General features: G+C 73.8%; 25 protein-coding genes. 8 read left to right on the top strand and 17 right to left on the bottom strand.

Going from position 1 to position 26,758, the window contains the following annotated elements; translation table 11 throughout:
• The first annotated feature begins 128 nt into the window (after nt 1–128).
• Nucleotides 129–1,691 carry an amidohydrolase gene (locus tag ABD946_RS08700; RefSeq protein ID WP_345281772.1) on the top strand — a complete coding sequence of 521 codons (1,563 nt, stop codon included), beginning with the start codon at nt 129–131 and terminating at the stop codon, nt 1,689–1,691.
• Nucleotides 1,692–1,703: 12 nt separating this feature from the next.
• Here ABD946_RS08700 and ABD946_RS08695 read toward each other — a convergent pair whose 3' ends face one another.
• A complete protein-coding gene (locus ABD946_RS08695) occupies nt 1,704–4,829 on the bottom strand; it encodes an AfsR/SARP family transcriptional regulator (protein WP_345281696.1) in 3,126 nt (1,041 codons plus the stop codon).
• Between the two features lie 147 nt (nt 4,830–4,976).
• Between ABD946_RS08695 and ABD946_RS08690 the strand changes: the two genes are divergently transcribed.
• Both ABD946_RS08690 and ABD946_RS08685 read left to right on the top strand, forming a co-directional pair.
• Nucleotides 4,977–6,158 carry a GDSL-type esterase/lipase family protein gene (locus tag ABD946_RS08690; protein WP_345281694.1) on the top strand — a complete coding sequence of 394 codons (1,182 nt, stop codon included), beginning with the start codon at nt 4,977–4,979 and terminating at the stop codon, nt 6,156–6,158.
• A 70-nt stretch (nt 6,159–6,228) separates the two neighbouring features.
• Nucleotides 6,229–6,516, top strand: coding sequence for a DUF1905 domain-containing protein (locus tag ABD946_RS08685; RefSeq protein ID WP_345281692.1), 288 nt, complete (start codon nt 6,229–6,231; stop codon nt 6,514–6,516).
• 14 nt (nt 6,517–6,530) lie between these two features.
• Here the strand turns inward: ABD946_RS08685 and ABD946_RS08680 are convergent, their stop codons facing one another.
• Complete coding sequence (locus tag ABD946_RS08680; RefSeq protein ID WP_345281690.1) at nt 6,531–7,265, bottom strand: MerR family transcriptional regulator; 735 nt, start codon at nt 7,263–7,265, stop codon at nt 6,531–6,533.
• 57 nt (nt 7,266–7,322) lie between these two features.
• Between ABD946_RS08680 and ABD946_RS08675 the strand changes: the two genes are divergently transcribed.
• Both ABD946_RS08675 and ABD946_RS08670 read left to right on the top strand, forming a co-directional pair.
• Nucleotides 7,323–8,510 carry an erythromycin esterase family protein gene (locus ABD946_RS08675; protein WP_345281688.1) on the top strand — a complete coding sequence of 396 codons (1,188 nt, stop codon included), beginning with the start codon at nt 7,323–7,325 and terminating at the stop codon, nt 8,508–8,510.
• 67 nt (nt 8,511–8,577) lie between these two features.
• Nucleotides 8,578–10,206, top strand: a complete 1,629-nt coding sequence (locus ABD946_RS08670; RefSeq protein WP_345281686.1) for a HEAT repeat domain-containing protein — start codon at nt 8,578–8,580, stop codon at nt 10,204–10,206.
• A gap of 13 nt (nt 10,207–10,219) precedes the next feature.
• Here ABD946_RS08670 and ABD946_RS08665 read toward each other — a convergent pair whose 3' ends face one another.
• The 4 genes from ABD946_RS08665 to ABD946_RS08650 form a co-directional block, all read right to left on the bottom strand.
• Nucleotides 10,220–10,615 carry an Imm50 family immunity protein gene (locus tag ABD946_RS08665; RefSeq protein ID WP_345281684.1) on the bottom strand — a complete coding sequence of 132 codons (396 nt, stop codon included), beginning with the start codon at nt 10,613–10,615 and terminating at the stop codon, nt 10,220–10,222.
• Nucleotides 10,608–11,114: an Imm50 family immunity protein gene (locus tag ABD946_RS08660; RefSeq protein WP_345281682.1), complete on the bottom strand. Its 507-nt coding sequence runs from the start codon at nt 11,112–11,114 to the stop codon at nt 10,608–10,610. The genes ABD946_RS08665 and ABD946_RS08660 overlap by 8 nt, the downstream gene beginning before the upstream one ends.
• Before the next feature lie 134 nt (nt 11,115–11,248).
• On the bottom strand, nt 11,249–11,650 hold the full coding sequence (locus tag ABD946_RS08655; protein ID WP_345281680.1) for a hypothetical protein: 402 nt from the start codon (nt 11,648–11,650) through the stop codon (nt 11,249–11,251).
• 53 nt (nt 11,651–11,703) lie between these two features.
• The gene (locus ABD946_RS08650) at nt 11,704–12,123 is read right to left on the bottom strand and encodes a hypothetical protein (protein WP_345281679.1); all 420 of its coding nucleotides are present in this window, start codon (nt 12,121–12,123) and stop codon (nt 11,704–11,706) included.
• Between the two features lie 141 nt (nt 12,124–12,264).
• On the opposite strand from ABD946_RS08650, the gene zapE reads away from it, so the two are divergent.
• A complete protein-coding gene (zapE, locus tag ABD946_RS08645) occupies nt 12,265–13,341 on the top strand; it encodes a cell division protein ZapE (protein ID WP_345281677.1) in 1,077 nt (358 codons plus the stop codon).
• Nucleotides 13,342–13,390: 49 nt separating this feature from the next.
• Here zapE and ABD946_RS08640 read toward each other — a convergent pair whose 3' ends face one another.
• Nucleotides 13,391–14,626: an agmatine deiminase family protein gene (locus tag ABD946_RS08640; RefSeq protein ID WP_345281675.1), complete on the bottom strand. Its 1,236-nt coding sequence runs from the start codon at nt 14,624–14,626 to the stop codon at nt 13,391–13,393.
• A 146-nt stretch (nt 14,627–14,772) separates the two neighbouring features.
• Between ABD946_RS08640 and ABD946_RS08635 the strand changes: the two genes are divergently transcribed.
• A complete protein-coding gene (locus tag ABD946_RS08635) occupies nt 14,773–15,405 on the top strand; it encodes a TetR/AcrR family transcriptional regulator (RefSeq protein WP_345281674.1) in 633 nt (210 codons plus the stop codon).
• A 32-nt stretch (nt 15,406–15,437) separates the two neighbouring features.
• Here the strand turns inward: ABD946_RS08635 and ABD946_RS08630 are convergent, their stop codons facing one another.
• From ABD946_RS08630 to ABD946_RS08585, 10 genes are all read right to left on the bottom strand, one after another.
• A complete protein-coding gene (locus ABD946_RS08630; protein ID WP_345281672.1) occupies nt 15,438–16,322 on the bottom strand; it encodes a DUF4436 family protein in 885 nt (294 codons plus the stop codon).
• Nucleotides 16,319–17,329: an agmatine deiminase family protein gene (locus ABD946_RS08625; RefSeq protein WP_345281670.1), complete on the bottom strand. Its 1,011-nt coding sequence runs from the start codon at nt 17,327–17,329 to the stop codon at nt 16,319–16,321. The genes ABD946_RS08630 and ABD946_RS08625 overlap by 4 nt, the downstream gene beginning before the upstream one ends.
• A 427-nt stretch (nt 17,330–17,756) precedes the next feature.
• The gene (locus ABD946_RS08620) at nt 17,757–18,617 is read right to left on the bottom strand and encodes a hypothetical protein (RefSeq protein WP_345281668.1); all 861 of its coding nucleotides are present in this window, start codon (nt 18,615–18,617) and stop codon (nt 17,757–17,759) included.
• Nucleotides 18,618–18,918: 301 nt separating this feature from the next.
• Nucleotides 18,919–19,749, bottom strand: a complete 831-nt coding sequence (locus ABD946_RS08615) for an ABC transporter ATP-binding protein (protein ID WP_345281666.1) — start codon at nt 19,747–19,749, stop codon at nt 18,919–18,921.
• Nucleotides 19,742–20,761: an ABC transporter ATP-binding protein gene (locus ABD946_RS08610; protein ID WP_345281664.1), complete on the bottom strand. Its 1,020-nt coding sequence runs from the start codon at nt 20,759–20,761 to the stop codon at nt 19,742–19,744. The genes ABD946_RS08615 and ABD946_RS08610 overlap by 8 nt, the downstream gene beginning before the upstream one ends.
• The gene (locus ABD946_RS08605; protein ID WP_345281662.1) at nt 20,758–21,612 is read right to left on the bottom strand and encodes an ABC transporter permease; all 855 of its coding nucleotides are present in this window, start codon (nt 21,610–21,612) and stop codon (nt 20,758–20,760) included. The genes ABD946_RS08610 and ABD946_RS08605 overlap by 4 nt, the downstream gene beginning before the upstream one ends.
• The gene (locus ABD946_RS08600; RefSeq protein WP_345281660.1) at nt 21,609–22,568 is read right to left on the bottom strand and encodes an ABC transporter permease; all 960 of its coding nucleotides are present in this window, start codon (nt 22,566–22,568) and stop codon (nt 21,609–21,611) included. Before ABD946_RS08600 ends, ABD946_RS08605 begins: the two co-directional genes overlap by 4 nt.
• The gene (locus ABD946_RS08595) at nt 22,565–24,208 is read right to left on the bottom strand and encodes an ABC transporter substrate-binding protein (protein ID WP_345281658.1); all 1,644 of its coding nucleotides are present in this window, start codon (nt 24,206–24,208) and stop codon (nt 22,565–22,567) included. The genes ABD946_RS08600 and ABD946_RS08595 overlap by 4 nt, the downstream gene beginning before the upstream one ends.
• Nucleotides 24,205–25,212, bottom strand: a complete 1,008-nt coding sequence (locus tag ABD946_RS08590) for an agmatine deiminase family protein (protein WP_345281656.1) — start codon at nt 25,210–25,212, stop codon at nt 24,205–24,207. Before ABD946_RS08590 ends, ABD946_RS08595 begins: the two co-directional genes overlap by 4 nt.
• 46 nt (nt 25,213–25,258) lie before the next feature.
• Entirely contained in the window at nt 25,259–26,425 is a 1,167-nt protein-coding gene (locus ABD946_RS08585) for an agmatine deiminase family protein (protein WP_345281654.1), read from the bottom strand.
• A gap of 198 nt (nt 26,426–26,623) precedes the next feature.
• On the opposite strand from ABD946_RS08585, the gene ABD946_RS08580 reads away from it, so the two are divergent.
• On the top strand, nt 26,624–26,758 hold a 135-nt coding region (locus tag ABD946_RS08580; RefSeq protein ID WP_425558559.1), incomplete at its 3' end, for a helix-turn-helix domain-containing protein.

Raw genomic sequence — 26,758 nt, 5'->3', positions numbered from 1 at the left:
GCACCCTAGCCGCACGGGCTAGGGTGCAGAAACCATCATGCTTTAGGTTTACGGAACCGACGTCTGACCTGCCGTCACCTTCCCAGGAGTTCACCGTGACCCCCGACCTCGTCGTGCTCGCCGCCCGGATGCACACCCTGGACCCGGGCCGGCCGCAGGCCACCGCCGTGGCCGTCCGGGACGGCCTGATCACCGCCGTCGGCGACGCCCGGGACGCCCGCGACTGGCGCGGGCCCGGCACCGAGGTGGTCGACCTCGGCGCGGCGACCCTCGTGCCCGGTCTGACCGACGGCCACAGCCACCCAGCCCTGGGCCTGGAGATGGCCGCCGGCACGGACTTCTCCGCCGTGCGCGACCTGGACGGGCTGCGCGCGGCGCTGACCGCCGCCGAGCGGACCGACGGGTGGGTGGTCGGCTGGGGGCTCGACCACAACGCCTTCGGCGGCCGCCCCGTCCACCGCGAGCTGCTGGAGTCCGTGCTCGGCCCGGAGGTCCCCGTCTTCCTCCGCCTGTACGACGTCCACTCCGCGCTGGTCAGCGGCGCCGCCCTGCGCGCCGCCGGGATCGACGGGCCGCGCACCTTCGCCCAGCGCGCCACCGTCGTCTGCGACGCCGACGGCGTCCCCACCGGCCACCTGATCGAGCACGCCGCGATGGACCCGGTCACCGCGATCCTGCCGCGCCGCCCGCTCGCCGAACGCCGCGAGGAACTGCGGGGCCTGCTCACCGAGATGGCGTCCACCGGCCTGACCGGCGCCCACGTGATGGACGCCGGCGGAGAGGTGCTGGACCTGCTCCGCGCGATCGAGGAGCGGGAGGAGCTGCCGCTGCGGCTGCGGATCAACCCGTGGTGCATGCCCGGCACCGACCGGGACGGGCTCGACGGACTCGCCGCACTGCACGGCACCGCAGGGCGCGGCTGGCTGGTCGAGGGCGTCAAGCTGTTCATGGACGGCACCGTCGAGGGCGGCTCGGCCTGGCTGGAGCACGGCGACTGCCACGGGCAGAGCCGCGAGGGGCTCTGGCTCGACCCGGCCGAGTACACCGCCGCGGTCCACCACCTGCACGCCGCCGGGGTGCGGACCGCCACCCACGCCATCGGCGACGCCGGCGTGCGCCACGTCCTGGACACCGTCGCCGCGCTCGGCCCGGACGGGCGGATGCGCCACCGCGTCGAGCACATCGAGACCCTGCCGCGCGAGCAGGCCGTCCGGTTCGCGCAGCTCGGCGTGATCGCCTCCATGCAGCCCGCCCACAGCGCCTTCACCCGCGCGGACCGGACCGACGAGTGGGCGCGGCGCCTCGGCCCCGAGCGCGCCGCGCTCGCCTGGCCCTGCCGCACCCTGCGCGACACCGGCGCGGTGCTGGTCCTCGGCTCCGACTGGCCGGTCTCGAACTCCGACCCGCGTGTGGTGCTGGCCCACGCGCAGCTGCGCCGCGCCCCCGGTTCGGACATCCCGCCGGTGGTCCCCGAGCAGGGCCTCACCGCGCTGATGGCGCTGGAGGGTTGCACCACGCACGCCGCCGTCGCCGCGGGCGAGGCCGACCGCGCCGGACGGATCGCCCCCGGTCTGCGCGCCGACCTCACCGCCCTCGCCCTCGACCCGCTCACCGTCCCGGCGGACGAACTCGCCCAGTCCCCGGTCGCCCTGACCGTGTCGAACGGCCGGATCACGCACCGGAACGGCTGACCCGACCGTCCGTCACTCGCCGCCTGCCGCCACCACGCGCCGGGCCTCCTCCGAGCGGGCTTCCTCCGAGCGGGCCTGCTCACGGCGGGCCAGCAGTCGGTCCAGCAGCGGACCGGTACGCATGGTGCGGCAGTCGGTGATCGGGCCGTCCAGGACGGCCCGGGCGTCGCCCGGACGGCCCGCCGCGAGCAGGGCCTCGGCCAGCGGATCGGCGGCCAGGGCGTGCATCACGGTCTGGCCGGAGCGGCGGCCGATCGCGGCCGCGGTGCGCAACTCCCGCAGCGCTCCCGGGAGATCGCCCCGGTCCAGGGCCACCCGGCCCAGGCCGGTGTGGGCGGCGGTCTGGCCCGCCAGGTCCCCGCCCTCCCTGGTGTGGGCCAGCACCTCCGCGAAGTCCCGCTCCGCCTCCCGGTGGCGGCCCAGCAGGCGGTGCGCCTCGGCCACCCAGCGCAGCATGCTCATCCTCGGCCAGACCGCACCGCCCCGCCCCGCCGTCTCCAACGCCTCCCGGAACAGCCGCAGCGCCTCCTCCTGCCGCCCCTCCGCCAGCAGCAACTGCCCCAGCCCGCGCAGCGCGTGCGCCTGCCCGTAGAGGTCACCGGCCGCGGCGAACACCTCGGCTCCGCGACGGCAGCGGTCCATCGCCTCGCCCGTCCGTCCCTGGAGCCGGTCGAGGTAGGAGAGCACCCAGCCCGCGTACGCCCGGCCGTGCTCGTCGCCCAGCTCGCCGAAGAGCGCCGCGCCCTCCTCCAGGGTCTCCCGGGCGGCGTCCCACTCCTCGTGGGTGGCCCTGCACCGGCCCAGGCCCACCAGGAGCGCGGCCTCGGCCCGGCGCTCCCCCGCCGCCCGGGCCGCCGCCAGGCCGAGCTCCTGCACGGTGCGCCAGCCCGCCAGGTCGCTGCGCAGGTCGAAGAGGTACTCCCCGAGTGCCGCCAACTCCCAGCAGGCGGAGGCATGTTCGTCCCCGTGCGGCAGACCGGCCGCCTGCCGCACGGTGGCCACCAGCGCCTCGCGCTCCTCCCCCAGCCAACCGACCGGATCGGCCGTCACCGCCGCCGGCCCGTCCTCCTCCACCGCCTCCGGGGTCGGCGGCGGCCCGGGCTCGCTGTCCGTCAGTTCCTGCCGACCGCGCCGCACTTCGCCCGCCGATCGGTCCGGCCCGCCGATCCGGGCCGGATAGTCGCTGCCCTGGTGGGCCACCCGGCCCGCCCGCACCAGCGTGACCCAGCGACGCAGCACCCGGCCCAGGGCCGCCTCCCGCTCCCCCGGCGGCTCCTCCGCCTCGGCCCGCTCGCGTCCGTACGCGCGGACCAGGTCGTGGTAGCGGTAGCGCACCTGCCGTGCGCCGGCCGGGCGGTCGGCCTCCAGCAGGTGGGTGGCCACCAGGGCGTCCAGCAGGTGCTCGGTCTCGGCCAGTGGGCGGCCCGACGCGGCCGCCGCCGTCCAGGCGGCGAAGTCGGGGGCGTCCAGCAGGGCCGTGCGGCGCAGCAGGGCGCGGGCGGGCCCGGACAGCGTCCGGTGCGTGAGGGAGAGCCCGGCACGGACGCCCAGGGTGCCGTGGGTCAGTTCGTCCAGGCGGCGGCGTTCGTCGGCCAGGCGGTCCACCAGCTCGGCCATTCCGCGGTGCGGGTGCGCGGCCAGTTTGGCGGCCACGATCCGTACCGCCAGCGGGAGGTGGCCGCAGAGCCCGGCCAGGGTACGGGCCGCCTCGGGCTCCGCGCCGACCCGCTCGGGCCCCGCGACGGCGGCCAGCAGCGCCACGGCGGAGGCCTCGTCCAACGGGCCGAGCGGCAGGGAGAGCCGCAGGTCCAGGCCGGGCAGGCGCCGCCGGCTGGTGAGCAGCACCGCGCTGCCCGGGGTGCCCGGCAGCAGGGGGCGGGCCTGCTCCTCGTCGGCGGCGTTGTCCAGCAGTACCAGGACCCGGCGGTCGGCCAGCAGGGTGCGGTAGAGGGCGGCGCGTTCGGCGGTGGTGCCGGGCAGGCGGCGGCCGTCCACGCCGAGGGCGCGCAGGAAGCCGGCCAGCACCTCGCCGGGGTCGGCGGGGCGTCGGTCCGCCCCGCGCAGGTCGACGAAGAGCTGGCCGTCGGGGTAGGCGGCCCGGCATCGGTGGGCGACGTGGACGGCCAACGCGGTCTTCCCCGCTCCGGCCTGGCCGCTGATCAGACAGACCGGGACGGCCTCCGGGCGCCGGTCGGCGGCGAGGGCCCGCAGCAGGGCCCGGACGGCGGCCGGTCGGTCGACGAACGCCTGGCTGTCGGACGGTAGTTGGGCGGGCACGGGCAACACCGCACCGCCCGGCCCCTCCTCCGGCGCACCCTCCCGCACGGGCTTCGGCTCGGGCTCCGACAGCGGCCTCGGCTCGCGCTCCGACCGAGGCCTCGGCCCGGGCCCCGGCTCGGGCTGCACCGACCGGTCGGCGAGCACGGCCCGGTGCAGGCGGGTGAGTTCGGCGCCGGGGTCGAGGCCGAGCTCCTCGGCCAGCGTGCGGCGGGTCCGGGTGTACAGCTCCAGGGCCTCGGCGCGCCGGCCGGAGCGGTGGAGGGCGAGCAGGGTGAGCTCCGTGAAGCGCTCGCGCAGCGGGTGTTCGGCAGTCAACCCGGCGAGCTCGTCAACGAGTTCGCGGTGGCGGCCGCATGCGAGGTCGGCCTCGACGCGCCGCTCCAGGCAGCTCAGCCGCTCCTCCTCCAACTGCGCCGCCGCTGCCGCGAGCACCGGGCCGCCGAGTCCGCCGAGGGCCGGTCCGCGCCAGAGCGCCAGGGCCTCCCGCAGCCGTGCGGCCACCCGCTCCGGGTCGCCCGCGGCCCGCTCCACCGATGCCCGGAACCTGCCGAGGTCCGTGCCGTCCTGAGCGACCGTCAGGACGAAGCCGTCGTCCCCCGTCCGTTCCGGCCCCACCGCCGCGCCGCCGGTGCCCGCGGCGAAACGCCGCCGCAGGCCGCCCACCACGTTGAACACCTGCTCGCGCGCGGTGGCCGGCGGCTCCTCCCAGAGCGCCCGGGCCAGGCGGCCGACCGTGACCACCCGCCCGGCGTCCAGCAGCAGGACCGCCAGCGCCCGCCGGTCCCGTGGGCCGCCGGTCGGCAGCTCCCGCCCATCTCCGTCGGTCACCCGGAGCGGTCCGAGCAGCGCGAACTCCATCCGTCCCCCGTCCCCCGTCCCCCTGACGTCCCGTCACCGGTCTCCCGGTGGCCGATCGATGGGGAACCAGTGGCCGCCGATCGTAGCGTGGACATGCCCGACGGCGAAGAGCCCCGCACGCCCCCACACCCTCCCGGAGGACCCTCCATGCGTACCCGTTGGCGGAGAACCGCCGCCCTCCTGCTCGGCACCGCGCTGACCCTGGCCGTCCCGGCCACCGGCCACGCCACCGCCCCGGCCGGCCCGGCCGCCCCTGCTGCCCCGGCCGTCCCCTCCGGCCCCGCCGTGGCCGTGGCCCTCGGCGACAGCTTCATCTCCGGCGAGGGCGGCCGCTGGCTGGGCAACACCGCACGCTACGACGGCAGCCGCAACGGCACCGACCGCGCCTGGACCGCCAGCCGGTACGACCCCGCCCGGGTGTACGGCACCACCGGCGCCGTCGAGGGCTGCCACCGTTCGGACACCGCCGAGCTGAACAGCGCCACCGCCCTGCCGGTGGCCGAGCGGTTCAACCTGGCCTGTTCCGGTGCCGAGACGGTGCACGTGCTCAGCACGGCGGCCGGCGGCCAGGCCTTCAAGGGCGAGGCCCCGCAGAACGACCGGCTGGCCCAACTCGCGCGCGGCAAGCGGATCTCGCTGGTCGTGCTCTCGATCGGCGGCAACGACCTCGGCTTCGGCGAGATCATCGGCGAGTGCGCGTACGACTGGGCGTTCAGCCGGCTCTGCATGAACGAGCAGCAGGCGGTCGTCGACGGCAGGCTGCCCGGGGTCCGGGCCAAGGTCACCGCCGTGGTGGACGACATCCGCTCGGTGATGACCGCCGCCGGGTACCGGAACGCGGACTACCGGCTGGTGCTCCAGTCCTACCCCTCCCCGATCCCGGGCGGCGAGGAGTTCCGCCTGCGCGAGGGCGACTCCAACCGACTGAACCGCGACGGCTGCCCGTTCAACAACCGCGACGCCTCCTGGGCCCGCTACTCCCTGGTGCCCCAACTCGCCGAACTGGTCGGCTCGGTGGCCGCCGCGAAGGGCGCCGAGTTCCTCGACCTCCAGGAGACCATGAGCGGACACGAGGTCTGCTCCCTCGGCACCACCCAGGTCGGCCAGAGCGGGCCGGACGCCCGCAGGCACGAGTGGTTCCGCTTCCTCGACTACGCCAACACCCAAGGGACGCTGGAGGAGTCGATGCACCCGAATGCCTTCGGCCAACGCGCCCTCGGCGCCTGCCTCTCCCTGCTCTCCGCCGCCCGGCCGGGCCGCTACGGCTGCGAGAGCGACTACCTCGGCGACGGCTCGCCCACCGCGATGCGGCTGCTGCCGCGGAGCTGACGCCCGGGGGTCCGCTCGGCCCGCTACGCTGGGCGGACCCCCGGCAGCACCCGTGAACGGAACCATCCGCATGGACCTCAGCTTCACCGGCCACGTGATCGAGTGGCGCGGCCCGGCGCCGTACTACTACGTCCCGCTGCCGGAGGAGGAGTCGGCGGCCGTCCGTCAGGTGGCCGCGCAGGCCAGCTACGGCTGGGGCGTGATCCCCGTGGAGGCCCGGATCGGCTCCCGCGCCTTCACCACCTCGCTCTTCCCCAAGGACGGGGCCTACCTGCTGCCGCTGAAGCTCGCCGTCCGCACCCCGCTGGGCCTGACCACGGGCGACCCGGTGGACGTGGAACTGACCGTACGGCTCTGACCCCTGACCCTCCCTCAGCCGGCCTGGTCGCCCTGCCGCAACTCCTCCAGGTAGCCGTGGAGCGCCGCCGCCCCCGCCAGCAGGGCCCGGCCCCGCGCGGTCAAGCGGCCGTTCCACTCCGCCATCGCTGCCTGCAGGGGCTCGGCCCCACCGGCCGTCCGGACCTGCTCCAGCACCAGCGCGATCTGCGGCAACCCATGGCCTCCGCGCCGCAGTTGACGGGCCAGCAGCGCGTCCCGCACCCGGGCGGGCCCGTACACCCGGTACCCGGTACGGCGGTCCCGCTCGGGCACCACCAACCCGGCCGCCTCCCACTTGCGCAGGGTCGCCGGGCGCAGACCGAGACGGTGCGCCAGGTGCCCGATCAGCAGGCCGCCCTCCTCCGTCCCCCGCTCCTCCACCGGCTCCAGGTCGCGCAGTGCCACCGCCACCGACTCCAGCGTCCGGCGGTCCTCGGCCAACAGGGCATGGCTCGCGTCGATCAGCCGCAGCGCCTCCTCCACCGCGCCCCCGTTGACCGCGCGCATCACCGCGCCGGCGCTCGCGTGGCCGTGGCCGGGGACCAGGGCCAGGAAGGTGCGCAGGGCGGTGGCGTGCAGCGGAGTGTAGGCGCGGTAGCCGTGCGGGGAGCGGTCGGCGGGCGGCAGGAAGCCGGCCTCCTCGTAGTTGCGCACCGCCTGGGTGGAGAGGCCGTGCTCCCGGGCCAAATCGACCGGACGCAACCTTCGTTTGAGAGTTTTCTCGCCCATCCTCGGGTCCAGACCTCCGAAAGTTCACACCGAAGGTTCAAGGATACGGTGGAAGCCATGACCTCCTCCACCCTCTCCGACGCCGTCCTCCCGTTCAGCGGCGAGAACCTGGCCGCCCTGCTCCCACCCGCCGTCCGGGTACTCGGCCTCGGCGAACCCACCCACGGCGCGGAGGCCTTCCTCGACCTGCGCAACGAGCTCTTCCGCCACCTGGTCGAACACCGCGGCTACCGCTCCATCGCCCTCGAAACCGACTGCCTGTCAGCCCTGGCCGCGGACGCCTACGTCGCGGGCCGCACCGAGGACCTCGACCACGCCACCACCCACGGCTTCAGCCACGGGTTCGGCGCCTACCCGGGCAATCGCGAGCTGCTGCGCTGGATGCGGCAGTGGAACGCCGCCCACCCTCCGGAGGACCGGCTCCGCTTCGACGGCATCGACGGCCCGCTGGAGGTCAGCGGCGCCGCCGCCCCCGGCCCCGCGCTCACCACCCTGCACGGCCTCCTCTCCCCTCACCTCGAACTGCCCGTCGCCCTGGACGAGTTGACCGCCCTCCTGGGCGACTCCTCCCTGTGGACGGACCCGGGGGTGATGTGGGACCCGGCCAAGTCCGTCGGCCGCACGCCGGAGGCGGACCGGCTGCGTCTGATCGCCGACGACCTCACCGCCCTGCTCGCCGCCCGGACCCCAAAGCTGCTGGCCGCCACCTCCCCCGAGCACCTCTGGCTGGCCGGTCTGCACGCCCGCACCGCCACCGGCCTGCTCCGCTACCACGCCGCCCTGGCCGACCCCGGCCCTCGGCGGCTGACCACCCTGGTCGGCCTGCGCGACCTGATGATGGCCGACAACCTCTCCGCCGTCGCCGACCGCGAGGCCCACCGCGGCCCGACCCTCGCCTTCGCCCACAACAGCCACCTCCAACGCACCGAGAGCAGCATGCGGTTCGGCGGCCAACGCCTCACCTGGTGGAGCGGCGGCGCCCTCCTCGCCACCCGCCTGGCCGACCGCTACGCCTTCACCGCCACCACCTTCGGCACCCGCGCCGACGACCACCCGGCCCCCGACACCCTCGAAGGCCTCCTCCTCGCAACTGCCCACCCCCGAACGCTGCACCCCGCCCCGGACCTCGCCGCCGCCCTGCCCCCGGGCACGCCACTGCGCACCCCCGCCAACCACACCTACTTCCCCCTCGATCCGGCCACCGTCGGCCACGCCGACGCCGTCGTCTTCCTCCGCGACGTCTGACCCAGGGTCACCGCAGCACGGGATAACCGTTCGCCCCGCTCGTCGGGGCACTGCGAGGATGGCCGGGATGAACGCGCTGAACGTGGTGACCTCGGTGGACGCGGCCTGGAGCCGGCTCGGACGACATGACGGCTCGGCGGAGGCGGTCGCGGAGCTGCGGCGCATCGCGCGCGGTGGACCGGCGGACGGGTACCAGCTGTTCTACCGGCTCTACCGCGACCCCACGGGCATGGAGGCGTTCGCGCCCGACGCGCTGCCGTTCCTGACGGCACTGGCACGTGATCCGTCCCTGCCGGACCGGCACGAGGTGGCAGCGACCCTGTTCATGCTGGTCGGTGCCGCACGGACGCAGCCCGCCGAGCGGATCGCCCCTGGCTGGCACGCGGCCTGGCGTTCCTGCCGAGCGGCGGCCGAGCACCTCATCGAGGATCCGGACCCGCGGACCCGCCGGTGGGCCGTCGACCTGGTGGAGCGTCACGCCCCGCTGCTGGAGCGGCTCCGGTCGGAGGAGGAGCCCGCGGTGCGGATCAAGCTCCTCATGAGGCTCGGCGAGCTCGCCGCCGGGAGCTCGGACTCCGACGACGCTCGGCTCGCGCTGGAGGCCGCCGCCACGGCATCGGCCGCCCTGCGCCTGGCGGCCCTCCGCGGCCTCGCCCGGCTGGATCCCGAGGGAGCCGCCGGCCTGCCGGAGCAGTTGGTCACCGTCTTCCGGGAGCCGGGGGCGGCGGCCTCGGTCGGGGCCGAGTGGGACCTGCCCGACCCGGAGTACCGCACCGAACTGCCCGGTCTGATCCTGGGGACGGCCGAGGACCTCCCGGGACCACTGGCCGCACGGTTCACCTCCGAGCTCGCCCGGACCGGTGAACTCACGTACCGGACAGCCGCGTTGGACGCTGCCTGGAAGGTACTGGTGGTCCGCCCCTCAACCGGCCCGGGGCTGGTCCGGGTGGCGGGCGAGCTGCTGGACGACCCGGAGCCGGCCGTCCGGGTCCGGGCCGCGAACCTGCTGGCGGTGCTCGGGCCGTCGGCCGCCCCCTTCACGGACGCGCTGCTCGCGCACCTCGACGATCCCGGCGAGGACGAGGTGCGCGACGGCCGCGTCACCGACTACGCGCACTGGGCCCTCGGGCGGATCGGCGACCCACGGGTGATGCCGCGCCTGGTCGACGGGTTGACCGCCCTCGACCGCGAGCCCGGCCGGGGGTACCAGGCGTGTGACCCTCACCGGCCCGAGCCCTACGACGCCCTGCTCACGCTGGAGGAGCACGCCGACGCGCTGCGCCCCGCCCTGCTGGAGCTGGCCCGGGCCGGGTCCGGGACCCGCCCCGGACGGACCGCGGCCGCCGTCCTGTCCGCGTGGGACGGAACCACCCCTCCATGGGAACCCACCCTGCGCGGGGACTTGGAGGCCACGGCGGCCAGGCTCACCGAGATGCCACCGCGCTACCAGCCCTGGCAGGACCCGCTCACCCACCTCGCCGCCGTGGCCGCGGTCGCCGCACTCTCCCGACGCGGGCCCCTCGCCCCGCCGGTCCGCAGCGCGGTGGAGCACGTCCTGTCCCTGGACCGGCGCCTCGCCGTCACCTTCGACTACCGGGCCTTCCTGGACGACGAGCGCCTGCGTGCCGTCCTGCGGCGGGCGTTGGACGGCGAGGCCGTCCGGATGCCCCACCTCTGCCTGCCGACCCAGTACTGAGCCGGCCACCCTCTCACGGCGTGCGGCCCCACAGCCGCCCGACCGGGGGCTCGGCCCGGATCGCCTCGGCGCGGAACGACACCCGCCGGTCCCGGCCGGTCAGTGTGACGGCCCCGGCCTCCAGAACGGCCTCGGTGAGCGGCCAGCCGGACCAGGCGTCCACCACGAAATCACTGACACCGCCACACACCAGCACGAACTCGTAGGCATTGTGGCCCCGTTCACGCCAGAGCTCAGCCGCACCCGCCGCCACTGCGAAGGCGGAGAGCCGCAGCGTCACGGAGCTGCCGCGCTCGTCGACCAGGAGCGACTCCAACCGGTGGTCCGTCAGCGGTGGCGGGGGCGAGCCGAGGACGGAACGGATCACCTCCGGGTCGGCCAGCGCGGCGGACCAGTCGGGCTCACTCATAGAACACCTTCGCGGTGGTGGGCGGCAGCACCGCGTACCGGCGCCGCTCCAGCGGGCCGTCGAACCAGCGCCGGGCCGTGTAGGGGTCCCCGTCCTCGGAGCGGTAGGCGTTGAGGCGCCCCGGACGCACGCCGTGGGCGGTGAACCGCAGCGAGAACTCCCGCCCCGCCACGGCGACTTCGATCCGGCGCTCCGGGGTCGGCACCCAGTCCCCGAACGCCACGTCGACCACCGTCGCCCCGGGCACGCCCCGCATCCGGAGGTCCTCCACCGCGACGAACTCCAGCTGCGCCTCGAACCGGTCGCAGCCCGCCTCGGTCCACTCCGGCGGCGCGAGGTCGGGGAACCGCGGAAACTCCACCCGCAGGGTCACCGCAGCGCCGTACGGGCTCAGGTGCACCGAGCGCAGCACCAGCCCCGCCAAGGGCGGCAGTTCGCGGTACAGCCCGGTAAACCGCTCCGCGTGCAGCAGCAGCCCCGGCCGGACATCGGCTGACACGGCCCGCCCCCTTCCCGTCCGGACTCCTCTGAGCTGCGATGATATCCAGGAACGTCCCCGGCCTCTCACGGCGAGCAGGTCCGGCAGGTGCTTCGGGGCGGCCTCCTCGGCCGCTGCGCGGGGAAGGCGTTGACCTACGGGTTCGAGGCGAGGTCGGCGATCCCCGTGGCCCAGGCCCGGAACGCCGCGCGGGCGTCGGGCGCGACGCGGTCCCTGACGGCGGGCACCTCACCCGGTTCCAGCCCGGCCCGGTGCTCAGCGGTGAACTCGGTGTCCAGGAACGGCTCCAGCAGGTCGCCCCACACGTCGGCGCGGCGCAGCAGGGCGATCCCGTGCCGTGCGCAGAACGCCCGCAGTTCGGCCCGTTGCCCCGCCGGGAAGAACACCGTCTCCCCCTCGACGGTCCGCACCTCCGGCGGCGTGGCGTCCGGGTCGGCGTCCCGGACCGCCCGGACGGGGACGACCCGCTCCTCCGGGGAGGACCCGGTACGAGGAACGCGGAGGTGATCGGCGGCGAGGACGGCATCCGGTCTCATCGGGCCGTCCTGCCCTGCCGTCAGGGACGTCGCCGTCAACCGGTGGCCCGGTCTCACGCTCCCGGTGCCCAGCGGGTGGGCTCGGGCGCGGGGCCGTCCAGGGCGTTGCGGAGCCTGTCGCGGAAGGTCTTCGGCGGAGCGTCGTTCCCCTCGACCACGTGCACCAGCCGGGCAGTCGTGACCGCAGGTGGCACTCGCGGTGGTGCTGCCGCAGCCAGACCAGCCAGGAGCCGTCCCCCGCGCGGAACGCCTGGCGGGCCGGCACGTCCCCCGGCCTGGCGTGACGCGCCAGCAGGTCCGGAACGTGCTTCAGGGCGGCCTCCTCGGCGACCGCCCAGGGCGTCCTCCTCACTGCCGCCCACCGGATGACTGGCCACCAGGGTCCAGTGGTGCAGCTTCAGTTCGACCCCGTCGGCGTGCTTGGTCATCCGGGTGTCCTCCTCGATGAGGACGTACCACTGGGCAGCAGTCATGCCCCGAGCCTAGGCAACCGGCCGGCCGCACCGGGAGGCCCATCGGCAAGCCGGTGCGAACCGGTGACCGCACCGCGACACTCCCGGTGGACCGGGGCCGCACTGCCCCACGGGAGCGGTGATCGGTTAGGCTCGCGGGCCGTGAGCGCGAAGACGATCAAGGTGTACGAGGCGGTCCGGGAGGACTTCCGGCGGGATGCCGGGCGGCGGGGGTTCACCGTGTCGCAGGCTCAGGAGGCGGCCGTGGAGCGGCTGGCCCGGCTGGCGGGGGAACTGGTCGGCGCCAGACGGCTGTTCAGGGCGCCGGCGCCGGTGCGGGGGCTGTACGTCTGGGGGCCGGTCGGGCGGGGGAAGAGCTGGCTGGTGGACACCTTCTTCGAGGCGGTGCCGGGTGAGCGGAAGCGACGGCTGCACTTCCACGACTTCTTCCACCTGCTGCACGAGGGCGTGGCGCACGCGGCACCCGTGGGCGCCGACTCCCGTACCAGCGCCGTCGACCGGGCCGTGGAGGAACTGCTCGGGGACGCGGAGCTGTTGGTCTTCGACGAGTTCCATGCCCATGACGCGGGTGACGCGATGCTGGTGGCCCGGCTGTTCCGCACCCTGCTGGACCGGCGGGTCACCCTCGTCACCACCTCCAACTACCCGCCCTCCGGCCTGATGCCGAACCCCGTCTACCACCACCTCTTCGAGCCGACGATCGCCCTGATCGAGGAGCGGATGGACGTCCTCGACGTGTCGGGGCCGACCGACTTCCGCCGCATCGGCCAACTCCCCTCCGGCGAGCGCAGGTTCGCGGAGGGCGCGGTGCTCGACCGGGAGGAGGCCCAACGGGCGGGCTTCGCCGCGCCGACGGCCGAGGAGCGAACCGCGGTGGCGGGCCACCTGCGGGAGTTGACGGTCCGCGCGGTGCGCGGCGGCACCGTCTGGGTCGGGTTCGGGGAGCTCTGCGAGAGCACCACCTCCGTGCCGGACTACCTGGCGCTGGCCGGCCGCTTCGACACGGTGGTGGTGGACGGTGTCGTCCCGCTCGCCGAGGCCACGGCGGACGGGCGGCAGCGCTTCGGGAACCTGGTGGACGTCTGCTGCGACCGCGACGTCCGGCTGGTCCTGATCGGGGCCGACCCGCTCGCCGGGGCCGGGCCGGAGATGCTGCGCGACCTGGACCGGATCGCCAGCCGCCTGGCGATGCTGCAAAAAGTCCCGGCGGCGCGGTAGCCGAAGGGCCCCGGCGGGCAGGGGATGCCGCCGGGGCCCGCACGTACGGCTACGGGACGGGCTGCTGCTGGGTGACGCAGTGGATGCCGCCGCCGCCGAGGCCCAGGTAGTCGATGTTCAGCTGGACCACGGTGCGGCCCGGGAAGAGCGACTGGAGCTTGGACTTGGCGGCGGCGTCGGCCCGGGAGTCGCCGAACTGGGCCGCGATGACGGCGTCGTTGCAGACGTAGTAGTTGGCGTAGGAGCCGACGAAGGCCGGGTCCGACTGGCGGATGGAGTAGTAGTCCGGGCCGCCGAGCTTGGTGGCCTGGATGCGGACGCCGCGCGCGTCGGTGGCGGCGGCGAGCACGTTGTACTGGTTGATCTCGTCCTTGGTCCAGACGTCCGACGGGTCGTCAGTGGCGTTGGGGTACTGGACGAGCGCCTTGCCGGGCTCCAGGAAGCGCGAGGTGGCGTCCACGTGGTCACCGGTGATGTCCTGGCCCGCCACACCGGCGAACCAGATCACCTTGCTCGCACCGTAGGCGGTCTTCAGCGCCGTCTCGGCGGTGGCCTGGCTCATCCCGGGGTTCCGGTTGGAGACCAGCAGGCTGCTCTTGGTGGCCATCACGGTGCCGGCGCCGTCGGTCTCGACCGCCCCGCCCTCACCGATGATCGAGGCGGCGGTGAACGGCAGGCCGAGCAGCGCGGCGACCCGGGAGGCCACCTTGCCGTCGTTGGTGTAGACCTGGTTGCCGCCCCAGCCGTTGAAGTTGAGGCCGATGGTGTCCAGGCCGCCGAGGCCGTTGGTGCGGAAGACCGGGCCGGTGTCGCGCATCCAGCAGTCGTTCACCGGGATGCTGGTGATGATCGTGATGTTCGCGGCGGTGCAGAGCTGGCGGGCCCGGGCCGCCGAGGCCGGGTTGGCCAGCATGTAGACCGGCTCGTAGCGGGCGATGGTGTTGGCCACCAGGGCGATGTTGCCCTGGATCTGGCTGAGCGAGGGCACCTTGCCACCGCGGCGGCCTCCGCTGCGGCCGGTCCAGATGGTGGCGTCGTCCGGCCAGGCCATCCAGGTGCGGGTGTGCCGGACGGTGTCCACCGGCACGGAGAAGGTGCCGGCCGCCAGGCCGGTCGAGCCCGCGAGGCCGGGCGAGGCGGAGCCGCGGGTCACGGACGCCCCGGCGGTGCCGCCGCCGGCCACCGCCCAGGTGGCGCCCGCCGCGGCGAGCCCGGCGGCGGCGAGGAAGCCTCGTCTCCCGAGGGAGGTGTGCGACTGCGCGTGGGGATCGCGTGCGCTGGTCATGTGGTGACCTTCCGTCAGTGCGGCCGTGGTCGCTCCAGGGCCATGCCCAGAAGGTAAAACTGACCAAGCGCTCGGTCAATACTTTGGGCAGCACTTCGCGCAGGTTGACGTCACCTCGGCCTCACCCGGCTCGGTAGAGTGCGCGGATGGCCCAGCTCGAAGACCAGACGCCGACGACCGTCCGCAAGCCCCGTGCCTCGACCAAGGGCGAGCAGACCAGGGCCAGGCTGCTCACCGCCGCCCGCGAGCTCCTGGCCGGAGACGGCGAAGTCCCCTTCACCACACGGAACGTGGCGGCCCGCGCCGGGGTCACGCACGGGATGTGCCACTACCACTTCCAGACCCGCACGGACCTGATCGTGGCCGTGGTCGAAGCGATCCGCCCGGAGTGGGTCACCCCGCTCGAGGAGGCCGTCGCGGCCCCCGGCCCCTTCGCGGAGCGGCTGGAACGGGTCATCGCGCTGCTCGGCCAGCCCGAGGCCGGGGACCTCTCCCGGCTGCACTCCGCCCTGCACTGGTTCGCCGTGAACGACGAGCGGGTGCGCGATGCGCTGGCGGCGGAGTACGGACGCTGGCGGGCCTGCTTCACCACGCTGTACGGGGTGCTGGCGGACGAGCACGGCGGCGTGGTGGACCCCCGGCCGCTGGGCGAGGCCGCCGCGGCCGGGACCGACGGGCTCGCCGCCTACCAGTCCCTGGAGCCGGCCTACGACCCGCGCCGGGCCCTGCGCGCGCTCTTCCTAGGCCTGGCGGCCGGCGTCACGGCGGGCACCGGCTGAGGCCGCGCCCGGCGGGACCTGCTGACCCTACGTCAGCCTCCCGCCTCGGCCGCTGCCGCCCGGTGCTCCGCCCGCAGCCCGCTCGCCACCGCGCACACCAGACTCGCCGCGATGATGCCCTCCGCCCAGAACAGCGCGACGTAGTCCATCAGGCAGCCGATCGGCGGCGAGCCGGTGGCGGCGTTGCGCAGCCCGATCAGCGCGAACAGGGTGGCGGCCATCCAGCCGAGCGCGGGCCAGACCAGCGGACTGCGCTTGCGGATCAGCACCTGGGCGCCGCCCAGCACCGAGAGCGCCAGCGCCCACATCGTGGCGATCATGAACCAGGCCAGGATGAAGGTGCTCCGGGAGCGGGTGATCTTCGCCTCCAGCACCGCCTCGGACGGAGCCTCCGAAACGTCCTTCGCCTTGGTCAGGAAGAACGGGTCGGCATCGGTGAACAGCACCTCCAGCGGCACCGGTTGGCCACCCGAGGAGGCCGCCCAGCTCGCCGACAGCTTGTACCGGTCGAAGGGGTAGTCGCTGGGCGTCCCGCCGTACAGGCCGAGGGTGATCGCCTGCGGCTGGGCCGCCTGCCCCGCCTCCACCTTCAGCTTGGTGGCGGTCTGCGCGTTGACGGTGACCTCGACCGGGCGGGTGAAGGTCAGTGACTCCGGGCCGGTGGCCAGGGCGCCGTGCGGGACCAGGACGGTGTAGAGGGTGACCTCCTGCGCGTTCGGGTCCACCTCCTGCACCGTCATGTCCAACTCCACGCCGTCGCCGACGACTTCGACCCCCAGGCGGCGCGGTTCCTGACGGCTGTTCCGCTCGTCCAGGTAGAGCGTGATGCCGGCCGCCAACAGCACCACGACCAGGGCCAGCAGGCCGAACTGCCAGCGCGCCGGACGGGCCCGTCGCACCGCGCTCAGCGGGCTCACCGAACGGGCTCCGGCTGCTGCTGGGTCGAGCAGTGGATCCCGCCGCCGCCCGCCGCGATCGCGTTGATCTCGACGGGCACCACCTGGCGCCCCGGGTGGAGCTCGCCGAGGATCCCGGCGGCCCGGTCGTCGGAGGCCTTGTCGCCGAAACTCGGCATGATGACGCCGCCGTTGACGACGTAGTAGTTGAGGTAGGTGGCGAGGAAGTCCTTGCCGCGGTCCGGGAGGCGGCTCAGGTCGGGCTCGACCAGCTCGACGATCCGCAGCTTGCGGCCGTTGGCGTCGGTGGCCTCCTTGAGCACCTGGAGCGCCTGGTCGGAGGCGCGGGACCAGATGTCCGGCTCGGCGTCCGGCCCGGGGCGGTGCAGCACCACCACGCCGGGCTCGGCGAAGCGGGCGAGGGCGTCGATGTGGCAGTCGGTGATGTCCTGCCCGGCCACGCCGGCGAACCAGAGCACCTTGCGGACCCCGAAGAGCTCCTTGAACGCGGCCTCGATCTGGTCCCGGCTCTTGCCCGGATTGCGGTTGGGGTTGACCCACGAGCTCTCGGTGGCCATCAGCGTGCCCTCGCCGTCCACCTCGATGCCGCCGCCCTCCCCGGTGATCGGCGCCTCGATCCGGCGGACGGAGTAGCGCTCCAGCACCCTCCGGGCCACCTGCGAGTCGTTGGCGTGGGTCTGCTTGTTGCCCCAGCCGTTGAAGTTGAGGTCGACCCCGGCCAGTGCTCCCCCGCCGGTGACGAAGGTCGGGCCGGTGTCGCGGGCCCACAGGTCGTCCACCGCGAGGTCGATCACCTCCACGCTGGACCCGCACAGCTGCCTGGCCTCGGCGCTCTGCTCCGGACGGGCCATCAGGACCACGGGCTCGAACCGGGCGACGGCCTGCGCGACGCGGGCGATGTCCTGCCGGACGGCGGGCAGGTCATCGCCCCAGACCTGGTCCAGGGCGGGCCAGGCCATGAAGGTCCTGGTGTGCGGCTTGGCCTCCGACGGCATCGCGAGCGGCACGGGCGTCGGGGACGGCGAGGGCGACGGGGACGGCGAGGCCGAAACCGGAGCCGAAGGAGATGACCCCTCGTCAGCCCCCGACGACGAACATCCGTCCAACAACGCCACGGCGGCCAGAACCGACCCCGACCTCAGCAGCGTCCGGCGCGACAGGGCTGGCTCTCTCACGGTCGGTTCCCCTTGCTCCACGAAAACCCACAGAACGTCAGACTCCCGACCCTAGGCGCGCCACCCCCCGATCCCCGTGATCCCGTACCCGGCCGAACGGGCGATTCGCCCGGCCGACCACCGCAAGAAGCTCGGCTCACGGGCCGGCCGGCAGACGGCCGGCGTGATCCCCCACGACCAGATGAGGATCGCGCGCCACGTGCTCGCGGGGGCGGAGGGAGTGACAGCAGAGGTCCTCGATCAGCTCCTCCCCACCGCGCTACGCCGCCGCCTCCGGATCAGCCAGCCGGACGACGGCCGTGCCGGCCTGGCTCTCGCCGAACTCCCAGGCCGCGACGAGGCGATGGCCCCCGGCTGCCGCGGCGTCGGTGGTCGCCGGCCAGGCGTCGGCGGCGCGGTAGCGGGCGCCTCGGGAGCGGGCGTCCTGCGGAGGGAGGCTGAGGTGGCGCAGCCGGCGGCGGAGGGTGGGCTCGGGGACGGTGGCCAGGGCGTCCTGCCACGGTTCGGCGGCGGTCGGTTCGCGGTCCTCGCCCGGGAGGGGGGTCCAGTCGGCGGGGGTGCCGGTGGTGAAGGTGGCCGCGCGCATCGCGTCCGTCAGCGTTCCGTCGGTGGCGATCCGCAGCACCACGCCGAGCCAGTTGTTGAGGGCGGTGGCAGAGGCCAGGTCGACGCCGTGCCGGGCCAGCAGAGCGGCCAAGTCGGCGCCGCGGATCAGCACTTCGCCGCTCTCCTCCGACTCCACGCCCGCGGCCCGGACCGCGGCGGCGAAGTCGGCGTCGAACGGCCGCGGCCCCTTGTGGCCGTCCTCGCCCCAGGGGCCGGTGCCGTCCAGCAGCATCGGGTCGAAGCGGAACAGGCTCTCCGCCGGGAGGAACCTCCGGCCGGCCGCCCCGAGTACGTACTCGTCGGCCCCGTACGGGAATTCGCGGGGTTCGGGATCGGCGAGCTGCTCCGCGCCGCACCACCCGTTCGGGAACAGGTACTCGTCCAGCGAGTCGTCGGCGTGGAAGACCCCGTAGCGCGCACCGGGCTCCTCACCACCCGAGTCGCCGAGCAGGATGGCGAACGCCTCCACCAGGACGGCGTCGAAGGGGGCCGGAACGGAACGGTCGGCGGTCATGGGTGCAGGCTACCCGTGGCCGGGCCGGCACGTACTCCGGGTACCCGCCGCACCGCACGGCAACGCACCGCAGCCCCGGCGGTGTCGGAAGGAACGCCCGACGCCGCCGGGGCCGCGGACCGCCCGGCAGCCGACCCTAGAGCCAGTCTGACAATTCCCGCCGGGTCCGGCCCGCCCGGCACGCACGCTCGCCGCACGGCCGAAACGCCCAAGTAGCTCCGCTACGAGGGCGCCCCGGCCGCACGCCGATCGCACGCACCGAACGACCCGGCCTGATCCGACGCGAATTGTCAGACTGGCCCTAGAGCGCGCGCCGCGCCGCCGCGATCGCCTTCGGGTCCCAGCCCGGACGCGGGACCGAGTCCAACAAGAGGCGGGTGTAGGGGTGTTGTGGCCTGGCCAGCACCTCAGCGGTACGGCCCTGCTCGACGATCCGGCCCTGCCGCATCACGATCACGTCCTCGGTGACGCAGCGCACGACGCCCAGGTCGTGGGTGATGAAGAGGTAGCCGATCCCGGTCCGCTCGCGGATCTCCGCCAGCAGGTTGAGGATCTGCGCCTGCACCGAGACGTCGAGCGCGGCCACCGCCTCGTCCAGCACCAGCACGGCCGGCTCCACCGCCAACGCCCGGGCGATGGCCACGCGTTGGCGCTGTCCGCCGGAGAGCTGGCGGGGCAGCGCGGAGGCCTCCCGGGCGCCGAGGCCGACCTGCTCCAGCAGTTCCTCGATCCGGCTGCGGTGGTCGGCCTCGGGGAAGTGCAGCTTCAGCGTCTCGGTCAGCGCGCTGCCGACGGTGCAGCGCGGGTCCAGCGAGAGGTACGGGTCCTGGAAGACCATCTGCACCTCGCGCGCCCGGGCCAGCCGGGCCGCCTTGCCCCTGGCCCCGGCCGCCATCCGGTCCCGGCCGTTGACCAACACCCGTCCGGAGTCGGCCCGTTCGAGGCCGACCACGATCCGGGCGCTGGTGGTCTTGCCGGAACCGGACTCACCGACGATGCCGAGCGAGCCGCCCTCGGCGAGCGTGAAGGAGACGTTGTCCACCGCCTGCACCTCGCCGTAGGAGCGGTGCAGGCCGAGCACCTCCAGGACGGGTGCGGCGGGCGTCGCGTGATCGGTCGCGTGATCAGCCATGGGCGAGGACCTCACCGGTTCGGTCGCTGTGGTGGCAGGCCGCCAGGCGCCCCGGCTCGCCCGCGACGGGCAGCAGGGCGGGCTCCTGCTGGGTGCACTCGAAGGTGGCGATCGGGCAGCGCGGGGCGAACGGACACCCCGTCAGCTCCTCGCGCAGGCTGGGCGGCCGCCCCTCGATCGCGGCCAGCCGGCCGCCCGGCGCGTCCAGCCGCGGGGTGGCCGCGAGCAGGGCCGCCGAGTACGGGTGGCGCGGGCGCTCGAACAGCGCCTCGGCCTGGCCGGTCTCCACGATCCGCCCGGCGTACATCACGTACACCCGGTCGCTGATCGCGGCGGCCAGGCCCAGGTCGTGGGTGACGAACAGCAGGCCGGTGCCGAAGCGCTGCTGGAGGTCGTCGAGCAGCGCCACCACCTCCGCCTGCGAGCTGACGTCCAGTGCGGTGGTCGGCTCGTCGGCCAGGATCAGCGCCGGGTCGCCCATCAGGGCGGCGGCGATCATCACCCGCTGGAGCATGCCGCCGGAGACCTGGCCGGGGTAGCGGCCGAGCACCGAGGCGGGCAGGCCCACGGCGTCCAGCATCTCCACCGCGCGCTGCTCCGCTTCCTGGGCGGAGCGGCCGCCGGCCGGTCCAAACCGGAGGCTCTCGGTGAGGAAGTCGCCGAGGCGGCGCATCGGGTTGACGGCGGCCCTCGGGTCCTGGAAGACCATCGCGGCGGTGTGGGTGCGCAGCCTGCGCAGCTGGGCGGGCGTCATGGTGAGCACGTCGTCCCCGGCCACCCGCAGGGCGCCCTCGGTGACGGCGCCGGGCGGCAGCAGGCCGAGGGCGCTGCGGGAGGTGAGGCTCTTGCCGGAGCCGGACTCCCCCACCAGGGCGACGGTCTCGGCGGCGCCGACGGTGAGGTCGACCCCGGCGAGCACGGGCCGGGCGGTGCCGGGCAGGCGCAGCCGGTAGCCCCGGACCTCCAGGGTGGGCTGCGTCTCCGGGAGCGGCTGCTTGTCGAGGGTGGTCATCGGTCCCTCCTGGCGACCTGGTCGGCCCAGCGCTCGCCGACGACGTTGAAGGCGACGACGGTCAGCACGATCGCGACGCAGGGCAGGACGGCGGAGAGCGGGTAGCCGTTCTGGATGGCGGACTGTCCGTCGAAGACCATCCGGCCCCAGTCGGGGGTGAGGGCGGGGACGCCGAGCCCGAGGAAGGAGAGGCCGGCCAGGTCGATCAGGGCGTAGCCGAAGTTGACGGTGGACTGGGCGAGCACCACCGGCGCGATGCCGGGGATGACGTGCCGCAGGCAGATCTGCAGGCCGGAGTGGCCCTGCACCTGGTAGGCCTCGACGTAGGGGCGGGAGCGCTCGGCCAGCACCAGTGAGCGGGTGAGCCGGCTGACGTAGGGCAGGTAGGCGATGGCCAGGGCGATCACCGGGGCGAGCAGGCCCTCGCCGTAGACCGAGACGATCAGGATGGCGAGCAGCATGCCCGGGAAGGCGAAGACCAGTTCGGTGCTGCGGGAGAGCACCGAGTCCAGCCAGCCGCCGCGCCAGGCGGCGGTGACGCCGATGGCGACGCCGGCCAGGGTGGAGAAGGCCACCACGCCGAGCGGGCCGAGCAGCGAGGTGCGGGCGCCTAGCAGCAGCCGGGAGAGGGTGTCCCGGCCGGAGGCGTCCACGCCGAGCAGGTGCTCGGCGGAGGGGCCGGCCAGCGCGTTGCCGAGGTCGACCGCGTTGGGGTCCTCCGGGGCCAGCCAGGGGGCGAGCAGCGCGGCCAGCACCACCAGGGCGACGAAGCCCAGGCAGAGCAGCTGGAGCAGGCTGCGGTCGGTGCGGATCCGGGCCAGGCCCGGTCGGCGGATCAGGGTGGCGGTCATCCGGCGCTCCTCCCGGAGCCGAGGGTGACCCGGGGGTCGACCAGCGGGTGGACCAGGTCGACCAGCAGGTTCACCCCCATGAACAGCCCGACCATGATCAGTGAGATGGCCTGCACGGTGGGGAAGTCCTTGGTGGTGGTGGAGAGTTCGAGCAGCTGGCCGATGCCGCCGACGCTGAACGCGGTCTCCACCAGGACGGTGCAGACCAGCAGGGTGGAGACGATCAGGCCGCCGGTGGTGAGCACGGTGCCCAGCGCGTTGCGGAAGACGTGACGGCGGATCACCTGGTGCTCCGTCACCCCGCGGCTGCGCGCCACCGTGACGTGCTCGTGGCCCATCACCTCGGCCATCGCGGCCCGGGTGACCCGGGCCAGCATGCCGATCAGGTAGAGCGCGAGCGCGACGGCGGGCAGGGTGAGGTGCCAGACCATGTCGCCGAAGCCCTCCCCCGTGCCGCCGGTGGGGAACCAGCCGAGGCCGACCGCGAAGACGCCCTGGAGCAGCACGGCGGCGACGAAGGACGGGGTGCCGAGGGCCACGGTGGTGGTGACCAGCACGGTGGAGTCCACCGCGCCGCCCTTGACGGCGCCGAGCCAGCCGAGCAGCAGCCCGATCACCAGCACCAGGACCAGGGCCATGGCGACCAGCAGCAGGGTGGCCGGCAGCCGGTCGGCGAGCAGCCGGGAGACGTCCGTGCGGTAGGTGACGGAGCGTCCGAAGTCGCCGTGCAGGATCTGCCCGGCCCAGCGCAGGTACTGCACGAAGAACGGGTCGTCCAGGTGGTACTGGGCGTTGACCGCCGCGATGGCCTCGGGGGAGGCCGAGCGGCCCGCCAGCAGGAAGCTGGCAGGGCTGCCCGGCGCGAGGTACATCGCCCCGAAGATCACGAAGGAGGCGGCCGCCAGGGTGGCGGCCATCTCGGCCAGCCGTCGGGCGGCGAATCTCAGGAAGCTCACGGTGCAGCTCCCACCGCGGCCGCCCACGGCTGGTAGAGGTAGGAGATGGTGGTCGGGGCGCCGCTGATCCGCTTGTTGAGGAAGACGGCGGTCGGCCACTCGGCGACCGGGATCCAGAGCAGCTGCTCGGAGGCGGTCTTCTGGAGCTTGGCGCTGAGCGCGTACCGCAGGGCGGGGTCGTTGGCCTTCACGGCCTCGTCCACCAGGCCGTCGTAGACCGGGTCGCTGTAGGAGGCGAAGTTCTGGTAGGCGCCGGTCTTGAAGTTGGCCAGCAGGTCCAGCGGGTCGGTGATCGAGTCGTAGTACGTCTCGGGGAACATGTCGATCCCCTCGCGCGCCTGCGGGTCGGTGAACAGCGCGGTGAACGCGTTCGGCGCGATGGTCTTGAGCTTGACGTCCAGTCCGATCTTGGCCCCGGCCGCCTGCACGGCGGTGGCGAGCACCGAGACGTCCAGGCCGATCGGGCTGGTGGCCACGGTGATGCTCTTGCCGGTGGCGCCGGCCTCCTGGATCAGGGCCTTGGCCTTGGCCAGGTCGGGCTCGGTCGGGGTGAGGCCCTCGAAGGCCTGCTTGCGGACCGTCTCGGGGGCTCCGGCCCAGGCGGCCCGGGTGGTGAGCGAACCGGTGACCTGCCCGGACCCGCCGAGCCCGGCCTTCTGGAAGCCCGAGCGGTCCAGCGCCAGCGAGAGCGCCTGGCGGACCCGCACGTCGCCGAGCACGCCCTTCATGGTGGTGACGTTGACGTTGACGGTGCTCAGGCCCTCGCCGAAGTACAGCGTGCCGGCGCCGCTGGAGCGCAGCCGCTGGTAGGCCTCGGTGGGGATCAGGTAGCCGCCGTCGGCCTCGCCGCTGAGCAGCGCGTTGACCCGGGCCGAGGGGTCGGTGAGGAAGCGGAAGACCGCCTTCTTGGACTTGGCCTTGGTGCCCCAGTAGCCGTCGAAGCGCTCCAGCTCGATCGACTGGCCCTTGGTCCAGGTGCCGAGCTTGAAGGGGCCGGTGCAGGCCAGGCTGCCGGTGGTGCCGTAGTCCTTGCCGGCCGCCTCGACGCCCGCCTTGGAGGCGATCACCCCGGCGGCGGTGGCCATGTACTGGTTGAACTGCGAGTCGGGCTGGGTCAGCTTGACGGTGACCTGGAGCGGCCCGGTCTTGGTGATCGAGCTGACGTGCTGGAACTGCTGGGCCCAGGCGGCGGCGTTGTCCGGGTTCATCTGGCGGCCGAGGCTGTAGACCACGTCGTCGGCGGTGAGGGTGCCGCCGTCGTGGAACTTCACGTTCGGCCGCAGGTCGTAGACCCAGGTGTTGGGGTCAGGGTTGCTCGCCTTCTCGGCCAGGCCGGGGCCCAGGGTGAGGTCCGGGTTCCACCGCATCAGGCTCTCGCAGACGTTGGAGAGCACCGTGTTCTGCGGGTAGTCGAAGGCGGAGATGTAGTCCAGGGTGGGCGGTTCGGCGTACACCGCCCAGCTGAAGGAGTCCAGCCCGTCCTTGCCGGCCGGGGTCCCGGCGGAGAGCTTGAAGCCCTCGCCGTCGAGGTTCCCGGTCTTCGGCGGCCCGGAGCAGGCCGAGGCGGTCAGGGCGAGCAGTGCGGCGGCCGCCAACGCCGAGGATCTGACGACGGCGGAGCGGTACTGACGGCGAGTCATGCGCGGGGCTCCTTCGGGATCTGCTGGGTGATGCAGTGCACGCCGCCGCCACCGAAGGCGATGGCCCGGGCCCGGACGCCGACCACCTTGCGGCCGGGGAAGCACTCGGCGATCACCGCGAGCGCCTCCTCCTCGCCGGGGAGGTCGGCGACGGGGACGACCACGCCGCCGTTGGCGACGTAGAAGTTGAGGTAGCAGACCTCGATCTCCTGGCCGGCGATCTCGGTGAAGACCGTCTGCGGGAGGTCGATGATCTCCAGTGTGCGGCCCCGGGCGTCCACGGCCGCCTCCAACACGGCGCGGTTGTCGCGCATCCGCTGGTAGTCGGGATGGTTCGGGTCGCTCGGGAGCTGGATCAGCACCTGGCCGGGGCCGGTGAAGGCGCAGACGCCGTCCACGTGGCCGTCGGTCTCGGTGTCCAGCAGACCGCCGTAGGGCAGCCAGATCACCTTGGTGACGCCGAGCTTGGCGATCAGCTCGGCCTCGATCTCCTCCTTGCTCATGCCCGGGTTGCGGTTCGGGTGGAGCAGGCACTGCTCGGTGGTGATCAGGGTGCCCTCGCCGTCCACGGTGACGGCGCCGCCCTCCAGGATCATCCGGGAGTCGATCCGCTCGACGCCGAGGCGCTCCAGCAGCAGGCCGGAGATCCGGTCGTCGGAGTCCCAGGGGCTGTGCTTGCCGCCCCAGGCGTTGAACCGGAAGTCCACCCCGGCCCGGGCGCCGTCCTGGTCGAGCACGAAGATCGGCGCGGAGTCGCGGAACCACGCGTCGTCGATGGGCAGTTCGGTCACCTCGATGCCCTCGCCGCAGAGCGCGCGGGCCTCCTCGCCCTGGCCCGGGGCGGCGACCATGGTCACCGGCTCGAACTCGGAGATCGCCCGGGCCACCTGCGCGTACTCGCGCTTGGCGTCCTCGAAGGTGGCGCCCCAGAGGTCCTCGCGGGTGGGCCAGGCCATCAGGCAGCCCTCGTGCTCGGTCCACTCGGCGGGCATGCGGAACGTCATGACAACTCTTCTCTAGGGGGTGGTTCAGGGGGTGGAGCGGCCGGGCTCAGTACGCCGGCGGGACGGCGGGCTGGGACTGGGTGGCGCAGTGGATGCCGCCGCCGCCCGAGGCGATGCCGTCGATGTTCAGCTGCACCACCCGGCGGTCCGGGTAGGCGGCCTGGAGGATCGTGTACGCGAGGCCGTCCGCGTAGCGGTCGCCGAACTGCGGGGCGATCACCGCGCCGTTGACGGTGTAGTAGTTGGTGTAGCTGGAGAGGAACTCCTTGCCACCGCCACGGATCAACTTCTTGTCCGGGCCCGGGAGTTCGGTGATCTGCAGGCGGCGGCCGCGGGCGTCGGTGGCGCTCTGGAGGATCCGCTTGGTCTCCTCGTAGACCCGCACCCACTTGGGGTCGGTGTCCGGCCCCGGCTGGTCCAGGATGACCTTGCCGGGCGCGGTGAAGCGGGCCAGGCAGTCGATGTGGCAGTCGGTGATGTCCTGCCCGGCGAGGCCCGGCACCCAGATCACCTTGTCCTGGCCGAGCGAGGACTTGAGCTCCTGCTCCACCTGGGCCCGGCTCATCCCCGGGTTGCGGTTCGGGTTGACCAGCGAGCTCTCGGTGACCAGCAGGGTGCCCTCGCCGTCGGTCTCCAGCGAGCCGCCCTCGCCGACGAAACCGGCCTTGATCCGCGGCACGTTGTAGCGGTAGAGCAGCTCCTCGGCCGCCACCGCGTCGTTCTGGAACTGCTGGTAGTACGAGGTGCCGGTCTTGCCCCAGCCGTTGAAGTTGGTGTCCACGCCGGCCACGGCGCCGGGGGCGACCACGAAGGTGGGACCGAAGTCGCGGATCCAGAGGTCGTCGTTGCGGATCTCCTCGACGTCGATCCGGTGGTAGGCGCCCGAGCCGCAGTAGTAGCGGGCGTCCGCGGCCTGCTCGGGCCGGGCCAGCACCACGACCGGCTCGTAGCGGGATATCTCGTACGCGACGTTGGCGATGTCCCGCCGGACCACCGCGAGGTCGTAGGACCAGACCGAGCGCAGGGCCGGCCAGGACATGAAGGTCCGCACGTGACGGCCGTCCTCGGCCGGCATCCGCAGGGTCGCACCGTTGGGGGCGGTGGCGGCCCGGGCCGCTCCGGCACCGGGGAGGGCGAGGCCGAGGGCGGCCAGCGGCGCGGCGGCCGCGCCGAACTTGAGCAGGCTCCGCCGGGAGGTGACAGGGGTGTTCATGAAGACTCCCTTGAGGGTTCGGGAGGTGTGTGGGGTGACACACATCCTGCTCTGGACTGAAAATTCAGTCAAGGCATGAAGCGCACCTGATCGGGGAACGCGGCCCTCTCGGACCGCCTCCGTACCCGTACAGGCCCCTCACCACGGGATTTCTTCGCTGAAAATCTCGTCAGGATTGCTTCTGTGCAGGTAGAGTGAATGCCCGTGTCAGACCGTCGAACAGAGATACTCAGGGCCGCCACGCGGGTCATCAGCCGCCGCGGCGTGCGCGGACTGCGGGTCGCGGAGCTCGCGACCGAGGCCGGCGTCTCCGCCGCGCTCATCTACTACCAT

This window comes from Kitasatospora albolonga (genome assembly GCF_039535905.1).
Taxonomy (GTDB): domain Bacteria; phylum Actinomycetota; class Actinomycetes; order Streptomycetales; family Streptomycetaceae; genus Kitasatospora; species Kitasatospora albolonga.
Note: the sequence above shows the minus strand (reverse complement) of the source record. Positions and strands in the feature narration are given on the sequence as shown.

What these genes read in the sequence shown, in the direction of transcription:
- ABD946_RS08700 (WP_345281772.1), top strand. Translation starts at nt 129, where the DNA reads ATGCACACCCTGGACCCGGGCCGGCCGCAGGCCACCGCCGTGGCCGTC.
- ABD946_RS08695 (WP_345281696.1), bottom strand. Translation starts at nt 4,829, where the DNA reads ATGGAGTTCGCGCTGCTCGGACCGCTCCGGGTGACCGACGGAGATGGG.
- ABD946_RS08690 (WP_345281694.1), top strand. Translation starts at nt 4,977, where the DNA reads ATGCGTACCCGTTGGCGGAGAACCGCCGCCCTCCTGCTCGGCACCGCG.
- ABD946_RS08685 (WP_345281692.1), top strand. Translation starts at nt 6,229, where the DNA reads ATGGACCTCAGCTTCACCGGCCACGTGATCGAGTGGCGCGGCCCGGCG.
- ABD946_RS08680 (WP_345281690.1), bottom strand. Translation starts at nt 7,265, where the DNA reads ATGGGCGAGAAAACTCTCAAACGAAGGTTGCGTCCGGTCGATTTGGCC.
- ABD946_RS08675 (WP_345281688.1), top strand. Translation starts at nt 7,323, where the DNA reads ATGACCTCCTCCACCCTCTCCGACGCCGTCCTCCCGTTCAGCGGCGAG.
- ABD946_RS08670 (WP_345281686.1), top strand. Translation starts at nt 8,578, where the DNA reads ATGAACGCGCTGAACGTGGTGACCTCGGTGGACGCGGCCTGGAGCCGG.
- ABD946_RS08665 (WP_345281684.1), bottom strand. Translation starts at nt 10,615, where the DNA reads ATGAGTGAGCCCGACTGGTCCGCCGCGCTGGCCGACCCGGAGGTGATC.
- ABD946_RS08655 (WP_345281680.1), bottom strand. Translation starts at nt 11,650, where the DNA reads ATGAGACCGGATGCCGTCCTCGCCGCCGATCACCTCCGCGTTCCTCGT.
- ABD946_RS08650 (WP_345281679.1), bottom strand. Translation starts at nt 12,123, where the DNA reads ATGACTGCTGCCCAGTGGTACGTCCTCATCGAGGAGGACACCCGGATG.
- ABD946_RS08640 (WP_345281675.1), bottom strand. Translation starts at nt 14,626, where the DNA reads ATGACCAGCGCACGCGATCCCCACGCGCAGTCGCACACCTCCCTCGGG.
- ABD946_RS08635 (WP_345281674.1), top strand. Translation starts at nt 14,773, where the DNA reads ATGGCCCAGCTCGAAGACCAGACGCCGACGACCGTCCGCAAGCCCCGT.
- ABD946_RS08620 (WP_345281668.1), bottom strand. Translation starts at nt 18,617, where the DNA reads ATGACCGCCGACCGTTCCGTTCCGGCCCCCTTCGACGCCGTCCTGGTG.
- ABD946_RS08615 (WP_345281666.1), bottom strand. Translation starts at nt 19,749, where the DNA reads ATGGCTGATCACGCGACCGATCACGCGACGCCCGCCGCACCCGTCCTG.
- ABD946_RS08610 (WP_345281664.1), bottom strand. Translation starts at nt 20,761, where the DNA reads ATGACCACCCTCGACAAGCAGCCGCTCCCGGAGACGCAGCCCACCCTG.
- ABD946_RS08605 (WP_345281662.1), bottom strand. Translation starts at nt 21,612, where the DNA reads ATGACCGCCACCCTGATCCGCCGACCGGGCCTGGCCCGGATCCGCACC.
- ABD946_RS08595 (WP_345281658.1), bottom strand. Translation starts at nt 24,208, where the DNA reads ATGACTCGCCGTCAGTACCGCTCCGCCGTCGTCAGATCCTCGGCGTTG.
- ABD946_RS08590 (WP_345281656.1), bottom strand. Translation starts at nt 25,212, where the DNA reads ATGACGTTCCGCATGCCCGCCGAGTGGACCGAGCACGAGGGCTGCCTG.
- ABD946_RS08585 (WP_345281654.1), bottom strand. Translation starts at nt 26,425, where the DNA reads ATGAACACCCCTGTCACCTCCCGGCGGAGCCTGCTCAAGTTCGGCGCG.